General features: G+C 41.3%; 15 protein-coding genes. 4 read left to right on the forward strand and 11 right to left on the reverse strand.

Annotated elements, in window-relative coordinates; translation table 11 throughout:
• Positions 1-2 precede the first annotated feature (2 nt).
• Positions 3-2453, forward strand: coding sequence for an ABC transporter permease (locus tag BLQ18_RS02415; RefSeq protein ID WP_090292273.1), 2451 nt, complete (start codon positions 3-5; stop codon positions 2451-2453).
• Positions 2454-2463: 10 nt separating this feature from the next.
• Positions 2464-3126, forward strand: coding sequence for an ABC transporter ATP-binding protein (locus BLQ18_RS02420; protein ID WP_090292275.1), 663 nt, complete (start codon positions 2464-2466; stop codon positions 3124-3126).
• 85 nt (positions 3127-3211) lie between these two features.
• Here BLQ18_RS02420 and BLQ18_RS02425 read toward each other — a convergent pair whose 3' ends face one another.
• The 7 genes from BLQ18_RS02425 to pdxA form a co-directional block, all read right to left on the reverse strand.
• Positions 3212-4333, reverse strand: coding sequence for an NAD(P)/FAD-dependent oxidoreductase (locus BLQ18_RS02425; RefSeq protein WP_090292277.1), 1122 nt, complete (start codon positions 4331-4333; stop codon positions 3212-3214).
• Positions 4334-4366: 33 nt separating this feature from the next.
• Positions 4367-5725, reverse strand: coding sequence for an acetyl-CoA carboxylase biotin carboxylase subunit (gene accC, locus BLQ18_RS02430; RefSeq protein ID WP_090292278.1), 1359 nt, complete (start codon positions 5723-5725; stop codon positions 4367-4369).
• Positions 5726-5813: 88 nt separating this feature from the next.
• Positions 5814-6305: an acetyl-CoA carboxylase biotin carboxyl carrier protein gene (gene accB, locus BLQ18_RS02435; RefSeq protein ID WP_090292280.1), complete on the reverse strand. Its 492-nt coding sequence runs from the start codon at positions 6303-6305 to the stop codon at positions 5814-5816.
• Positions 6306-6332: 27 nt separating this feature from the next.
• Positions 6333-7328 (reverse strand): beta-ketoacyl-ACP synthase III, encoded by a 996-nt coding sequence (locus BLQ18_RS02440; protein ID WP_090292282.1) that lies wholly within the window; start codon positions 7326-7328, stop codon positions 6333-6335.
• A 174-nt stretch (positions 7329-7502) separates the two neighbouring features.
• Positions 7503-7703: a 50S ribosomal protein L32 gene (gene rpmF / locus BLQ18_RS02445; RefSeq protein WP_072876398.1), complete on the reverse strand. Its 201-nt coding sequence runs from the start codon at positions 7701-7703 to the stop codon at positions 7503-7505.
• Positions 7704-7710: 7 nt separating this feature from the next.
• Positions 7711-8247 carry a YceD family protein gene (locus BLQ18_RS02450; RefSeq protein WP_090292283.1) on the reverse strand — a complete coding sequence of 179 codons (537 nt, stop codon included), beginning with the start codon at positions 8245-8247 and terminating at the stop codon, positions 7711-7713.
• 95 nt (positions 8248-8342) lie between these two features.
• The gene (pdxA, locus tag BLQ18_RS02455) at positions 8343-9410 is read right to left on the reverse strand and encodes a 4-hydroxythreonine-4-phosphate dehydrogenase PdxA (RefSeq protein ID WP_090292285.1); all 1068 of its coding nucleotides are present in this window, start codon (positions 9408-9410) and stop codon (positions 8343-8345) included.
• Positions 9411-9468: 58 nt separating this feature from the next.
• On the opposite strand from pdxA, the gene BLQ18_RS02460 reads away from it, so the two are divergent.
• Positions 9469-10059, forward strand: coding sequence for a riboflavin synthase (locus BLQ18_RS02460; RefSeq protein WP_090292287.1), 591 nt, complete (start codon positions 9469-9471; stop codon positions 10057-10059).
• Here BLQ18_RS02460 and BLQ18_RS02465 read toward each other — a convergent pair.
• Complete coding sequence (locus BLQ18_RS02465; protein WP_090292289.1) at positions 10056-11864, reverse strand: sodium:solute symporter family protein; 1809 nt, start codon at positions 11862-11864, stop codon at positions 10056-10058. The two genes, BLQ18_RS02460 and BLQ18_RS02465, sit on opposite strands and share 4 nt — an antisense overlap.
• A gap of 68 nt (positions 11865-11932) precedes the next feature.
• Between BLQ18_RS02465 and BLQ18_RS02470 the strand changes: the two genes are divergently transcribed.
• A complete protein-coding gene (locus BLQ18_RS02470; protein ID WP_090292291.1) occupies positions 11933-12688 on the forward strand; it encodes a sulfite exporter TauE/SafE family protein in 756 nt (251 codons plus the stop codon).
• A 57-nt stretch (positions 12689-12745) separates the two neighbouring features.
• Here the strand turns inward: BLQ18_RS02470 and BLQ18_RS02475 are convergent, their stop codons facing one another.
• From BLQ18_RS02475 to BLQ18_RS02485, 3 genes are all read right to left on the reverse strand, one after another.
• Positions 12746-15361, reverse strand: coding sequence for a M14 family metallopeptidase (locus BLQ18_RS02475; RefSeq protein ID WP_090292292.1), 2616 nt, complete (start codon positions 15359-15361; stop codon positions 12746-12748).
• 199 nt (positions 15362-15560) lie between these two features.
• Complete coding sequence (hutF, locus tag BLQ18_RS02480; RefSeq protein WP_090292294.1) at positions 15561-16940, reverse strand: formimidoylglutamate deiminase; 1380 nt, start codon at positions 16938-16940, stop codon at positions 15561-15563.
• Positions 16937-17731 (reverse strand): N-formylglutamate amidohydrolase, encoded by a 795-nt coding sequence (locus tag BLQ18_RS02485; protein ID WP_090293644.1) that lies wholly within the window; start codon positions 17729-17731, stop codon positions 16937-16939. The genes hutF and BLQ18_RS02485 overlap by 4 nt, the downstream gene beginning before the upstream one ends.
• Positions 17732-17757 lie beyond the last annotated feature (26 nt).

Genomic DNA, 17757 nt, shown 5'->3' on the forward strand with positions numbered 1-17757 from the left:
CCATGTTTTTCAACCATATAAAAATTGCTTGGCGAAGCATCCTTAAAAACAAGCTCTTCTCCTTTATTAATGTGCTGGGTTTGTCCATTGGAATATGCTCTGCCATGGTTATTGGGGCGATTGTTTATTTTGATTTTTCCTTTGATACCTTTCATAAGGACAAAGACAAAATATATCGGGTTTCTACAGTTTTTGAATCGAATGGAAACCAATATTCCAATAGGGGGGTTGCCGTTCCTTTAATGCGAACCTTTCAACAAGGGATGCCAGGCGTTGAATTGGCAGCTCCGTTTATGAGTACCAATTTTTTTAAGGTTGAAAACAAATCACAAGACCTTACTTTTAAAAATGTTGAAAATTCAATTTTGGCGGACAACGCTTATTTTGAACTTTTTGAATACGAATGGTTGGCGGGCGATAACAAATCAGCACTTTCCAACCCTGCCCAAGTGGTACTTTCAGAAAATAAGGCACAAAAGTATTTTCCGCATACTCCAATTGCAGATGTGGTGGGCAAAACACTCATTTACAACGATTCCATTTCGGTAAAGGTTAGTGGGGTTGTCGCTGATTTTAAACAAAACAGTGACTTTAAGTTCACCGAGTTCATGTCTTTATCCTCAGCCAAAATGTTAGGAGCTAAAGATATTGTCACCAATAACCAATGGAACGGTACAAGCTCGGGGGATCAATTGTTTTTTAAAATAAAGGACGAAGCCAGCATTGCCTTGGTAGAATCGCGTCTTAAAGAATTGGCAGCGGAACATAAAAACAAGGCGGAATGGGCCATAAATGATAAGCGTGTCTTTGTGCTTCAACCTTTGACCAACCTCCATTTTGGGGGAGAATATGGCGAATATCCATTTAACAATTCCGACCATGTGGCAAGCATAAAGGTTTTAAAAAGCTTAGGGTTTGTTGCATTGTTTTTATTGCTCTTGGGGTGTGCCAATTTTATCAATCTAAATTCAGCTCAAGCATTAACACGAGCCAAGGAAATTGGAATCCGAAAAACCTTGGGAAGTTCCAAAAAGCAGGTAATTCGTCAGTTTTTATTCGAAACAATGATTCTTACCTGCATTGCGGCTATTTTATCCTTGGTTCTCGCTCCGCTTTTGCTCAATCAGTTTGTAGATTTTTTACCATCAGACATCAATCTATCCATTTTATATAGCCTAAAAGGTGCTTTGGGCATATTGGCGTTGATTGTTTTGGTGAGCTTTTTATCTGGATTTTATCCTGCCTTTGTGCTTTCAGGATTTAGACCAGTTTCCGTTTTAAAGGGACAGTTTTCGAAAGGAGATAAAGGCGTTCGTCTTCGTAAAACCTTGACCGTTTTTCAGTTTGTGGTAGCTCAGGTTTTTGTGATTGCAACTTTGTTGGTGACCAAACAGCTCCATTACGTAATGAACAAAGATATGGGGCTCAAAACCAATGCCACGGCCTACATAAATACGCCTTGGAACAATAATTCGGAAGTAAAAAAAGAACGATTGTTCAATGCCGTAAAAGACATTCAAGAACTCTCAAATGTGAGTTGGGGCGGAAATCCACCTGCCTCCAACAACTACTCCTCCTCGGTGCTGACCTATTTTAAAAAAGATGCCGAAATGCATCAAGAAACCCAATTGTTGTGGGGCGATGTCAATTACCTCAACACCTATAAAATTCCTATTATATCGGGAAGACAAATGCTGAATGACAGCGTTAAGGAATACATTGTGAATGAATCTTTTGCCAAAGCAATTGGATTTCAAAACACCTCAGATGTGATTGGCACTTTTGTAAAACAGGATACAGTAAAAATTCCCGTCGTTGGATTAATGCGTGATTTTCATCAACATTCCCTCCGATCCGATATTGGTCCCATGGCCATAACAGGTGACTGGGCGGATGACGATTATTCTATGTTCAGCAGTATTCATTTTGACCTTGGTGAAAATTCAGACAACTGGACCAATTCGGTAAAGCAAATTGAAGAGGCATGGGCCTCAGTTTATCCAGATGAGGAAGTTCAAGTGCAGTTTATGGATGAAATTGTCGAGGGCTTTTATAGAACTGAACGAAGCACTGTTCAATTATTGACATGGGCCACTGGACTATCCATTTTGATCAGTTGCATGGGACTTTTGGGATTGGTGGTGTACACTACGGAAAGAAGAGTTAAGGAAATTGGCGTTCGCAAAGTTTTGGGAGCCAATTTAGCTCAGCTCAATATGGAACTTTCCAAAGAATTCTTAATTCTTATTGGTATCGCTTTTGTGATTTCAGTGCCCATTTCGTGGTATTTGATTCAAGAATGGATTCAAAGCTTTGCCTTTAAAACCAATTTGAGTTGGTGGGTGTTCTTGACCAGTGGCATTGGGATGGTATTGGTTGCATTGGTCGTGATTGGCACAAGAACCTATCGCGCAGCAAACATTAATCCTGTTGAATCTTTACGAACCGAATAAAATATTAAACATGCTATTACAACTCAACAACATATTCAAATGGGTCCAATCGGGCGGACAACGTATTTTTTTATTGAAAGATATAAATCTGGAAGTTCAAGAGGGAGAGTTCATCTCCATTATGGGTCCCTCGGGTTCAGGAAAATCGACCTTACTCAACGTTATTGGAATGCTGGATGCTTTTGATGAGGGCGAGTACCATTTTTTAGAGGATTCCGTGCACAATCTGAAAGAAAAGCACCGCTCAAATTTGTACAAAGAATACATCGGGTTTGTGTTTCAGCAATACCATTTATTGGATGATTTGACTGTTCAGGAAAATTTGGAAATGCCCTTGATCTACAAAAAATTTAAAGGCTCCGAACGCAAAGCCATGGTGGCCGATATGTTGGACCGATTCAATATCGTAGGAAAAAAAGACCTTTTTCCAGCCCAGCTAAGTGGTGGTCAACAGCAATTGGTGGGCATAGCCCGTGCCTTGATTTCCAATCCTAAACTCATTTTAGCAGATGAACCTACAGGAAACCTCAACTCCAAACAAGGGGAAGAAATCATGGACTTGTTCAAACAATTGAATGAAGAGGGAGTAACCATTATTCAAGTAACACATTCAGAAAAAAATGCGGAATATGGTTCAAGAATTATCAATTTGTTGGATGGAAGAATGATCTAATCTTTAAGCACAAGATAAAAACTCAAGTTCAAACTCAATGGAAAGGAAATTGTTGATTTTTGAACTTGACACTTGCGCTTGAATTTTATAGGTCTGCCAAATCGGCCAATTCTTTGCCGACCAAACTGCCTAGTGCAACACCCATTCCACCTAAACGAACCCCACAAAATATGGAATTGGAAATGGGTTTTACAATGGGTGATTTTTGATTGCCAACGCCCATAATGCCACTCCAACGGCGCTCTATTTTTACGTTTTGATGGGGCAAAATCGTTTGGTTCAGCAATGCTTCCAATTTGTTTTGTATGATTTCTGTGTGACCAAATTCAGTGGTTTCTTCCGTATCAAAATCTAGATTTCGACCACCGCCGAATAGAATTCGGTTATCGATGTTTCGGAAGTAATAATAGCCCTCATCAAAATGAAAAGTGCCTTTGATATGAAGATTTTTGATGGGTTCTGTAATCAAAACTTGAGCCCTTGCTGGCTTAATGGATTCTGATTTCAAAAGTTTAGAGGCAAATCCGTTGGTCGCAACAAAAACTTGTTTGGAATCAAATTCAAAGTTTTTGGTTTTAACCACAGCTTTTGTTTCCGCTTCCAATAACGCTTCTACTTCTACGCCATATAAAATGGGAATTCCATTGGACAAACACTTTTGAATAAGCGATCTCATCATCTTACCCGTGTCCAATTGCCCTTCAAAAACATGGGTAATGTATTGCTCCTGAATGTTTTCAAACCCAAATAGATTTCTATTGGGCAAAAACGGTTTCTCCCCAAAAACAGACTCCATCAAATCATTCAAATAGGAAATGGAATCCATACACTTTTCAAAAAAAGCGGGTTTTTCCAAAGGAAAAAGTTCATGGCTACCGTGCAATTCAAACCCAATGGCTGAATCTCCCAACAGATTGCGCAATCGTTGAATCCCGTTCCATCGCTTTTGAACGAGTTCTGCGACTTCTTGTTCTGTGTGATGCTCAAGATCTGCCAACAACTCAGAAACACTCCCAAAACAAGCAAAACCCGCGTTTTTGGTGCTTGCTCCTTGGGGCAAACTTCCTCTTTCCAAGACCAAAATGTTGCTCTTGGGATACTTTTCTTTGAGGCTAAGGGCACAATTCAACCCAACAATACCACTTCCAATAATGGTAAAATCCACATTGGAAAACCAACTTTTATGCTCCCAATAACTTAATTCCATAAAACAAAAACCCCGATAAAATCGGGGCTCTTTTTAATGATGCTCTAAATATTTTGGATCCATTTTAAAATCCTCCATAAATTTGGTGGTATAATTACCCGCCAAATAATCTGGATGATCCATCAATTGACGATGGAATGGAATGGTAGTTTTAATCCCTTCAATTACAAACTCGTCCAAAGCCCTACGCATTTTGTTAATAGCCTCTTCCCTGGTTTGTGCCGTTGTGATCAACTTGGCAATCATGGAATCGTAGTTCGGTGGAATCATGTATCCGCTATAAACGTGCGTGTCCAAACGAACTCCGTGCCCTCCTGGGGTATGCAAGGTGGTAATTTTTCCTGGTGATGGTCTAAAGTCGTTATAAGGATCCTCCGCGTTGATTCGGCACTCGATGGAATGTAATTTTGGGTAGTAGTTTTTACCAGAAATCGGAACACCACCAGCTACCAAAATTTGCTCACGAATCAAATCGTAGTCCACAACTTGCTCGGTAATCGGGTGCTCTACTTGAATTCGGGTGTTCATTTCCATAAAGTAGAAGTTTCTGTGTTTGTCCACCAAAAACTCGATGGTACCCGCACCTTCATACTTAATGTACTCAGCAGCTTTTACGGCCGCTTTACCCATATCTTCACGAAGTTTATCCGTCATAAATGGCGATGGAGTCTCTTCTGTCAATTTTTGGTGTCTACGCTGAACGGAACAATCCCTCTCTGAAAGGTGACATGCTTTCCCGTATTGGTCACCTACTACCTGAATTTCAATATGGCGTGGCTCTTCAATCAGTTTTTCCATGTACATTCCACCATTGCCAAATGCAGCGGTTGCTTCGTTCACGGCACTATTGAAGCTTTTTTCCATTTCTTCCTCAGCCCAAATGGCACGCATACCCTTACCTCCACCACCTGCGGTAGCTTTGATCATTACTGGATAGCCCATTTTTTTTGCTTCAGCTTTGGCGTGGGCAACATCTTTCAAAAGTCCTTCTGAACCTGGAACGGTCGGAACTCCAGCCTTACGCATAGTTTCTTTGGCCGTCGCCTTATCTCCCATTCGGTCAATCTGATCCCCTGAAGCTCCGATAAACTTGATATCGTGCTCAGCACAGATCTTTGAAAATTTGGCGTTTTCAGATAAGAATCCGTAGCCAGGGTGAATACCGTCGGCATTGGTAATTTCTGCCGCGGCTATAATATTTGGAATCTTCAAGTATGATTCACTACTGGGAGCAGGGCCAATACAAACAGCTTCGTCGGCAAAGCGGACGTGCAAACTTTCCTCGTCTGCCTTGGAGTACACCGCCACTGTTTTGATTCCCATTTCTTTACAGGTCCTGATTATCCTTAAGGCAATCTCTCCCCTATTTGCAATCAATATTTTTTTAAACATAGAACACAATCTTAAATTCTGAATTCTAAATTTTAAATGGCTTTAATCCTCCTTATCAAGGGGATTAAAATTTAGCATTTAAAATTCACTACGATGGGTCTACCAAGAACAATGGTTGATCAAACTCAACTGGTGAGGAGTCGTCTACCAAAATCTTAACAATCTTACCTGAAACTTCTGATTCGATATCGTTGAAAAGTTTCATTGCCTCAATCACGCACAGCACATCGCCTTGGCTGATAGAGCTTCCAACCTCAACAAATGCTGGTTTGTCGGGGGATGGTTTTCTATAGAAAGTACCAATGATAGGGGATTTAATGGTAATGTATTTTGAATCTTCAGCTTTTGAAGATTCAGCTGCTGGAGCTGCAGCTTCGGTGGCAACTGGCGCTGCTGCAACAGGTTGTGCCGCAGGAGCCTGAGCCATTGGAATTTGCTGAACAATTGTGGTTTCGGGAGAGCTTGAGCCCACTGCACCAGTACGGATGGTAATTTTGATGTCTTCCATCTCCAATTTCACCTCGCTAGCACCCGACTTGGCTACAAACTTGATTAAACTTTGAATTTCCTTAATGTCCATGGAATATAAATTTGTTAGTTGTATGATTTAAGAATTATAGGCCCATTTTAAATAAATAGATCCCCAAGTGAAACCTCCACCAAATGCGGCAAAGATTAAGTTGTCTCCTTTTTTTAATTGCTTTTCGTAATCCCAAAGCAACAAAGGTAAAGTTGCCGAAGTGGTATTGCCATAACGGTCAATGTTGATCATCACCTTTTCTGGTTCAACTCCCATTCGGTTTGCGGTTGCATCTATAATACGTTTATTAGCCTGGTGTGGCACCAACCATTGCACGTCATCCTTGGTAAGGTTGTTGCGCTCCATGATCAATGCTGAAACATCTGCCATATTGGAAACGGCGAATTTAAACACCGATTTCCCATCTTGATAAACGTAATGTTGTTTGTTTTTTACAGTTTCTTCCGAAGCTGGTAAAATGGAACCTCCTGCATCAATCTTTAAAAATTGACGCCCAATACCATCTGAACGTAAATATTCATCTTGAAGTCCCAAACCTTCTTCATTGGGTTCAAAAAGAACCGCTCCTGCTCCATCACCAAAAATGATACATGTAGTTCTATCGGTATAATCCAATATCGAAGACATTTTATCTGCCCCGATGACCAATACCTTTTTATATCTACCTGATTCAATATAGCTCGCTGCGGTGGACATTCCATATAAGAAACTGGAACATGCAGCCTGTAAATCATAAGCAAAAGCATTTACAGCACCGATTTCCGATGCCACATAAGCTGCTGTAGAAGCTACAGGTAAGTCGGGAGTGGCGGTAGCAACCAAAACAAAATCTATTTCGGATGGGTCTACTCCCTTTTTTTGAATTAAATCTTCTGCAGCCTTAATGGCCATAAAAGATGTGCCTGCGTTCTCTTCTTTTAAGATTCTTCGCTCTTTGATTCCTGTTCTGGTGGTAATCCATTCGTCGTTGGTATCCACCATGGTTTCCAATAGTTTATTGGAAAGAACGAATTCGGGAACATACCCTCCTACAGCCGTAATTGCTGCCGTTGTTTTTTTCATTTTAGCCTCTCTTTATTGTCAAAAACATTCAAATTTGACCCAAAAGCGGTGAAAATTAGTCATTTTATATGACTTTTCCCTCTAAATCACCTCGTTTTTAAAATTAACGTTGGGCCATAAAAAAACTCCCGCTTGTTTTAAAACGGGAGTTGCTTTATTTTAAGGAGTTTGCAATTAAGCTGCAGTTTCTTCCTCAGTTTTGTCGATCAAAACCTGACCACGGTAGTACAATTTACCTTCATGCCAGTGTGCTCTGTGGTACAAGTGCATTTCACCTGTAACTGAATCTTTGGCAATGGTAGGGGCTACCGCTTTGTAATGGGTTCTTCTTTTGTCCCTTCTGGTTTTCGATGTTTTTCTTTTAGGATGTGCCATTATAAACCTATTTGTCCGTTAATAACTTTTTTAAATCGTCCCATCTGGGATCTGTTTTATCGTCTGATGATTCTTTTGTTTCCTTGGGTTGGAGTTCTTCCAACTTATCCAAGATTTCCGATTGCAACGTTCCGTCTTCTACACCAGGATGAATTCGTTTTTGTGGAACGGCCAACACCAACATTTCGTACACATATTGTGCAATATTAATTTGATGTTCCCCGTGTGGTATGATCAAAATCTCATCATCCTCGTCGTTGTATTCCTCGCCAAACTTAATGACAAGGTGCAAATCCGATTCGATGGATTGATCAAAAGGCTCCCCCGTGAGGTCGCAATCCACATTAACAGTTCCCTCGGCTTCAATTTGTAATTCCATCATGGTGCTCATCTTTTCCAGAATGGCTTTTACTCGGATTGAAGCTCCGTTAAACTCTTGGTATTCAAAAGACTCAAAGAACGCATTGTCAATCTCGTACACAAAATCATGTTTTCCCAGCTTCAGACCTGAAAAAGGGATAAAAAACTCTTTCAGCTTCATCATTTCTACACTTAAGGTTTGTGTACCAGCCTTTAAAGGCGGGTGCAAAGATACTACTTATCTACAAAACTGCAATTTTATCAACAATAAATATCAGATTATGAGTCAACTTTTTGTCCGCCCTTCCGTATTTTTTGCTTTTGCAGTGGATTTTTGGTCAATTCCAAGTACTCCATTCGGTTCTTAAATACCTGAAGCGCCATAAATACCGCTTCTTTAAAAGAGCCCTCATCCGCCTTGCCTTTTCCAGCAATTTCATAAGCTGTACCGTGATCTGGCGAGGTTCGAACCCTGTTTAGGCCAGCGGTGTAATTCACGCCTTTTCCAAAGCTAAGGGTTTTAAATGGAATCAACCCTTGATCATGATAGGCCGCAAGGACCGCATCAAAATTTTCATGGGTTCCCGACCCAAAAAAGCTGTCTGCGGAATAAGGACCGTATACTAAAGTGCCTTTGGCGAACAATTCTTGGATGGTCGGCTTCATTATTTTATCATCTTCCTCCCCGATAGTGCCGTTATCTCCGCTATGCGGATTGATACCTAACAGGGCAATTTTTGGTTTGCGGATGCCGAAATCCATTTTCAGGGATTTTTCCATAGTGGTCACTTTGTTCCGAATCAATTTTGGGGTAATAGCCTTGGCTACATCCTTTACTGCAATATGATCGGTTAGCAACCCAACGCGCAAATTGTTGGTCACCATAAACATCAAACTTTCCCCTTGCAATTCTTGGGCAAAGAAATCGGTGTGCCCTGGGAATTTAAAGTCTTCGGACTGAATATTGTTTTTGTTGATGGGCGCTGTGACCAAAACATCAATCTTGTTTTCTTTTAAAGCGGAAACTGCGGCACGCAACGAACGGATTGCAAAATCACCCCCTTCTTTGGTTGCTTGGCCATATTCGATTCTTGGATTTTCTTTCCAAACGTTCACGATATTGATTTTACCCTCAACCACCTGTGAAGCATCGCGCACCCCATGAAAGTTGATGTCAATGCTCAAATCGTTCTTTTGTTGGGAAATTATCTTGTTCGATGCAAATATGACAGGCGTGCAAAAATCCAACATTCTTGCGTCCTCAAAGGTTTTTAATGCCACTTCACACCCAATGCCGTTGAAATCCCCAATGGAAATCCCCAGCTTTATTTTTTGCGTTTCCTCCATAAAATCAATGCCGATATGGCTACTTTTGCATTACAAAGCTAGTTAAATAATAACACACATGTTCACTGGTATCATCGAGACTTTGGGTAAAGTTGAAAATCTTGAAAAAGAGGGGGGCAATCTTCATATTACAGTTGCTTCGGATATAACTTCTGAATTGAAAATTGACCAAAGTGTGGCCCACAATGGGGTTTGCCTTACCGTTGTCTCATTAACAGATAAGAGTTATACCGTTACGGCGATTGAAGAAACCCTCAATAAAACCAATTTGGATGATCTTTCGATTGGTGATGTGGTGAACTTGGAACGCGCCATGGTGCTTGGTGCCCGATTGGACGGTCATATTGTACAAGGACATGTGGACCAAACTGCCCAATGTATTTCCATTGAAGAAAAAGATGGAAGCTGGGCCTACACTTTTCAATACGATTCTACATTGAACAACGTAACCATTGAAAAAGGTTCCATTACCGTTGATGGGGTTAGTTTGACCGTTGTTGATTCCCATAAAGACCAGTTCAGCGTGGCCATAATTCCATACACGCACGAGCACACCCGATTCCATACCTATAAAATAGGTACAGTGGTTAACTTGGAGTTTGATGTGGTCGGGAAATATGTTGCCCGATTATTGGAACTCCGTGATTAGAATACGTTTTTCATTCCACGCCATACCTTTAATAGTATAAGTGCGGATAAAACAACCAAGGCTGTAAGTACCGAGGCCAATTGGTATTCCCCATAGATCCAATATCCTGTGGCGAACATAATGGAGTAGATCAACACAACCCCTGAAATCATGGCCTTGATGCCTGATGGCACACTCCACTTTTCATTGGTCTTCACGATTTCCACATTATCAGCAGCTGCTTCATCCACAATTTTGGCCCAACCTGGACCTCCTGGCTGAATTTTCAAATAGAAGCTTCGCAATACTTCTTTGCTTTCTGGCTGCGTCACAAATGTTGCGGTCAACCATATAATGGAAGTCACTACCATAATAAAAGGTAGGTCGGCCCATTCAGGGAAAATTCCAGTTTCGGGAGCAAACAAATATTCTCTTAAAGATGTTGTTTCCAAAAGCACCGCTAAAATTCCTGAGGAAAACATGGCCGTGATTTCGCTCCACGCATTGATGCGCCACCAAAACCATCTTAATATAAAGATGAGCCCTGTTCCTGCACCGAATGATAATAATAGGTTGAACACACCCATGGCATTTTGTAAGGCCAAGGCCAAAAAGGCACTCAATACCATTAATAGTACGGTGGAAATACGTCCCACGTTCACCATTTGCTTTTCGGTAGCGTCTGGGTTTATCTGTTGCTTGTAGAAATCATATACTATATAGGAAGAACCCCAGTTCAACTGGGTAGAAATGGTGGACATGTATGCGGCCACTAAAGAAGCCAGAACAACACCCAAAAGCCCTGTGGGCAATTTGGTCATCATGGCGGAATACGCCAAATCGTGACCCAATTTATCCTCGGTCACATTCGGAAATGCTTCATGGATACTAGCTATATCTGGATACACCACCAAAGAAGCCAAAGCCACCAAAATCCATGGCCAAGGTCTTAGCGCGTAGTGCATAATATTAAAGAAGAATGTGGCGCCAATGGCGTGGTTTTCATTTTTTGCCGCCAACATACGCTGGGCAATATACCCTCCACCCCCTGGCTCCCCTCCAGGATACCAAGAACTCCACCATTGCACCGCTAACGGAATGATCAAGGCAGTAATCAATGCTTTTTTATCATCAAAATCAGGAAGAATGCTCAACTTGTCCTTAACATTCTCATTTTCCAAAACAGCTTGCAGTCCACCTACTTCGGGCAGGTTCACCAAATAAATGGCCGCACCAATGGCCCCCGCCATAGCCATAAAAAAGAGGAAGAAGTCACTATAAACCACTCCTTTAAATCCACCAAGGGCACTAAAAATTACAGTAATAAGTCCAGCACTCACCACGGTTACCCAAGGGTCCAATCCAAGCATAACTCCACCAATTTTAATGGCGGCCAAGGTTACCGAAGCCATAGTGATTACATTAAAAAGCACCCCTAAATAAACGGCCCTGAACTTTCTTAAAAAGCTGGCCGCTTTTCCTCCATATCTTAACTCGTAAAATTCCAAGTCGGTTTTTACGTTCGACTTTCTCCAAAGCTTTGCATACACAAAAACCGTCAACATTCCCGTGAGCAAAAAGCACCACCAGCCCCAGTTTCCTGAGACCCCGTTCGAGCGTACCAAATCGGTTACCAAATTGGGCGTGTCGGTAGAAAATGTGGTAGCCACCATAGATAATCCCAAAAGCCACCAAGGCATGCTACGGCCTGATAAAAAGTATTCCGTTGAGCTTTGTCCTGATTTTTTTGAAACGTAAATTCCGATGAAAAGGACGAGGGCGAAGAACCCAAAAATGATAAGGTAATCTAAAAGTTGTAGTTCCATTTGTTTAGTTTGGCTGGCGCTAAAGATAGCTTTTTTGGGTTACTTTTGTTATCCATCAAAAACTTTGCATGTTTCTTTCTTCCCTCTCCGAAATTTCGATTGCAGCATGGACCATGGCGGCCACCGCAGTATTCTTGATGGGAGTCTCCAAAGCGGGCCTAAAAGGCATGTCCATTTTTAATGTAACGCTCATGGCGCTAGCATTTGGTTCGCGAGCCAGTACTGGACTTTTTATTCCTTTATTATTGGTGGGTGATGTTTTTGCCGTAGTGTATTACAATCGCCATACACAATGGAAGTATATTTTAAAGTTTCTGCCTTGGATGATTTTGGGGATTCTGGTCGGGGTTTTGATCGGAAAAGATTTGCCCGAAACCGAGTTTAAATGGGGCATGGTCATCGTAATATTTTTGAGCTTGGGACTTTTGTTGTTTTGGGAGCGAAGAAAATCGGAAAGTGTGCCTTCGCATTGGTTATTTTCTGGTTCGATGGGAATTTTGGCAGGGATTTGCACTATGATCGGAAACTTGGCTGGGGCTTTCACCAATATTTTCTTTTTAGCGATGCGATTGCCCAAAAATGAATTTGTGGGCACTGCGGCTTGGCTCTTTTTGATTACCAACTTTTTTAAGTTGCCCTTTCATATTTGGGTATGGAAAACGGTTACTCCTGAAACCTTGGCCATCAACCTAAAATTATTGCCTGCAATTTTTTTGGGTCTGACCTTGGGTGTTTTCTTGGTAAAGAAAATCAATGAGAAAAACTACAAACGCTTTATTTTGATCGTAACGGCTATTGGAGCGGTTGCGATTTTGTTTAGATAAAATAAAAAAGGTCCGACAATAGTCGGACCTTTCTTTTACACTAATATATTTTAAGCACTATTCCGAAGCAGCTTCGTAAATGGCATTAAAAATCAATTTGTAAGTACCTCTTGGTTGCGCACGGAACTGAGGTCTGAACGCAAACAAAACAGCTGAACCTTTTCCGTATTTTGCTTTAACCAAAGCAGGCTTTTTAGCGATGTAACGCTCTTCGCCCATGGCCCATCCACTCATCAACAATCCTTTAGCGGCATAGGTGGCAATTACCTCAACTTCTGGAGCAGGGGCATCTTTAATATCTTCTGTTCCACCTTCACCACTTTTACGTTGCTTATCGATTACGAATGCTCTAGATCTGTTAAAAGAAACAGAAACGGTATCCTTCATACCAAATGCAATCGGGTTGGTGGTGTCGATTCCTGTTTTTATCAGAGATCCAGGAATAAAGAAATCCTTACTGTCCGCTCTTTCGGTAGCATCACTTAATGGAAGTCCAAATTGCTCGATCACATAGTTACTAGCTTCATCAAAAGCGATCAAAGTTCCTCCTTCTTTCACATAGTTGCTCAATGCCAAAGAACCATCCAAACCAACTCCACCAGTGAACTGCTCAGGCATGCTCAAAGTGTTGTTTCCGTGCAAAATAGAGCCCGGTCTTTGTGATGGAATAATGATCGCATCGTATTTGGACAAATCTTTGGTTTTAATGTCAGCATCGTGAAGCGTATCCATATCGAATTCGTACTCATCCATTACAAAACGAGTCCATCCTTCATCCATATTGGCTTGCCAAGACTTATATAATCCAACTTTTGGCAAGTGGATTTTGGTCAACTGTACTTCTGGTTTCGCTGCCAATCCAGTGAATTCCAATCCGTATTCATCAGCCAATGACTCCATCAATTCCTTATCGCCAGAAACTACATACGAACCTGCTGGGAACGTAGTTTTTCCAGCTTTAAATTCGGTCATGGCTTTGTAGGCTGTTCCGCCAGCTTTCAATACTTTGTTGGTGGCTGCCACAGATGCATTGGTGTTTACGCTAAGTGCATATCCGAAAGAACCGCTTTTGTTTACACTTCCTTCGTAATAATCCACCAATCCAGATACTTTTTCAGTTGGTGCTTTAAAAGAATCAGCGATTCTATCCACGTCGATTCCCATTTGCAAAGGCAATGTCCATCCTGCCAAATCGTACGGGGTGTCTGGAGGTCCACCTGGATATTGGAAACGGGTTGGATAGTTTTGCTTCTCCATCAAGTCAATCAAGTACGGTCTAAAAGCTTGACCCGTATAGATCACGTAAGAACCTTTCTCGTATTTTTTGTCTCCAACGGTAAAATCTTTAGTGGCTTGCTCCACTTCAATTCCTCCACGAAGCAATACATTGATCAAGTTTACCGCTTCAAAAGAATCCCATTGGTTTTTGTCAATCACGTAGGCAAATAATCCTTCGGTGTCTCCTTTTTTAATGGCGTCCTTACCCATTCTGTAAATGTTATACAGGTAATCACTTTTTCTATCAGCGGCTAAATCCAAAGTGGCCCAAGTTGCGGTCAACATATAATCCACCGCATCTCTAAAGTGTGATTCCCCACCTTTCCAAACATCGGCATACATAATGTCGGTTCCATCGGTTGGAGTGGTTCCCGCAACCAATTTTGGCAATTTTTTAGGGTCGTAAAATCTTGGGGTTGGCGTAGTGTGACCAGTTTCGGTCAAAATACCGATCATGTTGTGGTAGTAAGGTACAGTTCTACCTCCACCGTTCCAGAACATGGTATAGTTGTTATCGGCAATAGCCCCTGGCATGTTTTCCAAAGAAAATCTTTTGGACATGGCAGAACCTACTTCACTCACCGCAGCGGTGATGGCTGGGTTAATGTTTGGGTTAACTGGATCCGCATAAGGCGGTAGCGAAATTTTTGTCCAAGCTGGGGATGATTGGTGGTGGTTATACACAATCTGAGGATACCACTCGTTGTACAAAATCTTGGTTACGTTGTAGGTTTCTGGTTGGGTGTTCATGAACCAGTCTCTGTTATTGTCATGTCCCATATAGTAATGGTACAAAACTGGAGGACGTGAAGTTTCATAGGCTGTACCCAAGTTTTGACGGTACCAGTCCACTACAATATCCAATCCATCTGGGTTCATTACAGGCATAAGGATGGTAATTACATTTTCCCTGATGTCCTTCATTTCTTTGGTTTCTGAAGTTGCCAAAGTGTAGGCCAACTCAGAGGTCATTTGTCCGTGGGCCAACTCTGTGGAGTGCATCCCGCCGTCAATCCAAACGATGGCTTTTCCTTCTTCAGATAATTTTTGGGCTTCGGCATCGGTTACTGTGGCGCGGGCCATTTTGGTGCTGATGTCTTTCCATTTGTCCAATTGGGCCAAATTCTCTTTGGTTGAAATGAACAAAACGTACATTTTACGACCAAGAACGGTTTCCCCAATTTCAATTTTTTGAACCCTGTCGGAAGCAGCGTCCAACTTGGTTAGGTAATCTTCAATTTGTGAGTAGTCGGCTAATTTGTAGTCCGCACCCACTTCAAATCCATAAACGTCTTTTGGTGAGGGAACTTTTTGCGCAACCAAGGCAGTGGCGCATGTCAAAGACATCGCGGTAGAAAACAGCAATGTTTTGAGGTTTACAATTTTAGAAATCATTTTTTTGAGTTAGTTATAATTGGACTGAAAATTAAGCAATTGTAGGGAGCTAATTAAATTGTAGTCCATCGAATTGTTGTTGGCGCATCTATTTTTATTAGTTTGATGACGATGTTTGTCCAAAATCATGAAAATGTCAGCAATTTATAATTGCTTTAACATTTAAAAACAAGGCTTTTGGGAAAAGTCAAAACATCTTTTAAATCCTACAACCCAATTCTTTCATGGTTTTTTGAAAACGCTCGTAAATAGAATCGTAATTCATGTGTCTGCCGTTTTGAGACACCCATTTGCCCTGAATTATTGTTCCCAAAATATTGGATGCTTCACTGGAATACACAAAGGTGTTGCACAAATTTTTGGTTGCCGTGCTAGCCAACAATGGGGCTTTTGCATCTATCACCACTGCATCAAAAGAATGACCGATTTCGAAAAAGTCGTTTCGGTTTTCTCCCATAGCTTTTTTACCTGTTTTCCAAGCCATTTCTATCGCATTAAAACCACTATCACCTTTTAAGGGTTGGTAGAATGTGTTTCGTTTGTGTGAAGTGAGTCGTTGACCATAATCCAAAATGCGAAGCTCTTCAAATGGGTTTAATCCAACATGGCTATCGGTACCTATGCTCCAATTTCCATTCTGGCTTTTAAATTGTTCAAAGGCAAATATACCATCCCCCAAATTTCCTTCGGTGGATGGACAGAGGACCACATTTGCCTTAGATTGGGCTATTTCTTTCACCTCATCTTCATTTAAATGGGTGGCATGTACCAAATGAAAATTCTCGGTCACCTGACAATTATCCAACAACCATTCCACAGGTCTTTTTCCATAAAATTTCAAGCAATCTTCCACCTCTTTTTTTTGTTCTGAAATGTGAATGTGAAAGGGAATGTTGTTTTTAAAACTATTGCAAACCGAAAGAATGTCCTCTTCTTGAACAGCCCTCAAGGAATGAAGCCCCATGCCGTAATTTGCATTTTCGTACTGCTTTGTGACCTCGGCCGTACTATCCAATAAACTATAATAATCTTCTACAGTTTCGGAAATAAATCGTCTTTGTTTGCTTTCTGCAGCAAGCCCAAATCCACCTTGCTGGTAAAACATAGGTACTAAAGTGATGTGGATTCCAGCCTTGGTGGCGGCAGCAATCAAACGCTCCCCGTGTTCCGCCAAATTGGAATACGGTTTACCATTGACATCATGGTGTAAATAATGGAATTCGGCCACTGCCGTGTAGCCGTGTCGTGCCATTTCTGCATAGAGCATGCTGGCGATATCCTCCAAATGTTCAGGAGAAACGGTTAAAGCCAAATTGTACATGGCATTTCTCCAACTCCAAAAGTCGTCGGGTGTTCCCGTGCCTTCATGAAGCTCTGCCAAACCCGCCATAGCATATTGAAAAGCGTGGGAATGCGCATTTTGAAAGCCTGGCAACGCATACCCATCAACATATTCTTCAGCGGCGGTTTGATCCTTAACAATGGACACCAATTTTCCATTTTCATCTATCTCTGCTACGGCATTTTCCAACCAGCCCTTAACAGTAAGTATGCTCTTAAATTGTAGTTTTTTGTTCATTTTAAAATGGTTATCAACTCTTGAAACAGCTGTTTTAAATTCTCCCTTGTTTCCTCTGCCCTCTCATTGTGGTATTGGGTTTCAGAATTGTCCATATAATTGGTTTTGGCCATTTCAAGCTGTAAAGCATGAATGTTTTCTGTAGGATTTCCGAACGATCTTGTGATGTATCCTCCCTTAAAAGGATGATTGTGTTCGACTGTTTTTTTTGATTTATTTAGAACGCCCAAAGTTGCATTGATAAGTGCCTCGGAAGCCGTTGCGCCATCATTATCACCCAAAATTAAATCTGGAAACGGATCTTTTTGAATCCCTGGCACCACTTTTCGAATGGAATGTGCATCGAACAACAATGCTTTACCCAATTGCTGTTTGGTTTCTTCTAAAAGCTCTCCAATTTTATCATGGTAGGGCCTGTACCAATTTTTAATTCTGAAATCAATTTCCGCTTCATCTGGAGTTTCATTTCGGTACAAAGGGTCTCCATTAAAATTGGTGGTCGGGCACAATCCTGTAATCACCCTACCATCATCGTACAGCGGTTTGCTTGCGGGGTCGCGATTTAAATCTATCACCCAACGGCTGTAATTGGCGGAAATCATGGTGATACCCAAATCAGAGGCAAAATCATACAATTTGTCTATAAACCAGTCTGTATCGTCTGGTTTTTCAATCATTTCTGGTCGGAACTTTTCAGCAATTGATTCAGGAAAATAGGTTCCCGAATGTGGGGAACTTATAATGATCGGAACTTTTACTGCCTTAGGTTTTATAATGTTAAAAAGCTTCATGCAATGATTGATTTCGGAATTCAAAC

This window comes from Flagellimonas zhangzhouensis (assembly GCF_900102925.1).
GTDB lineage: Bacteria > Bacteroidota > Bacteroidia > Flavobacteriales > Flavobacteriaceae > Flagellimonas > Flagellimonas zhangzhouensis.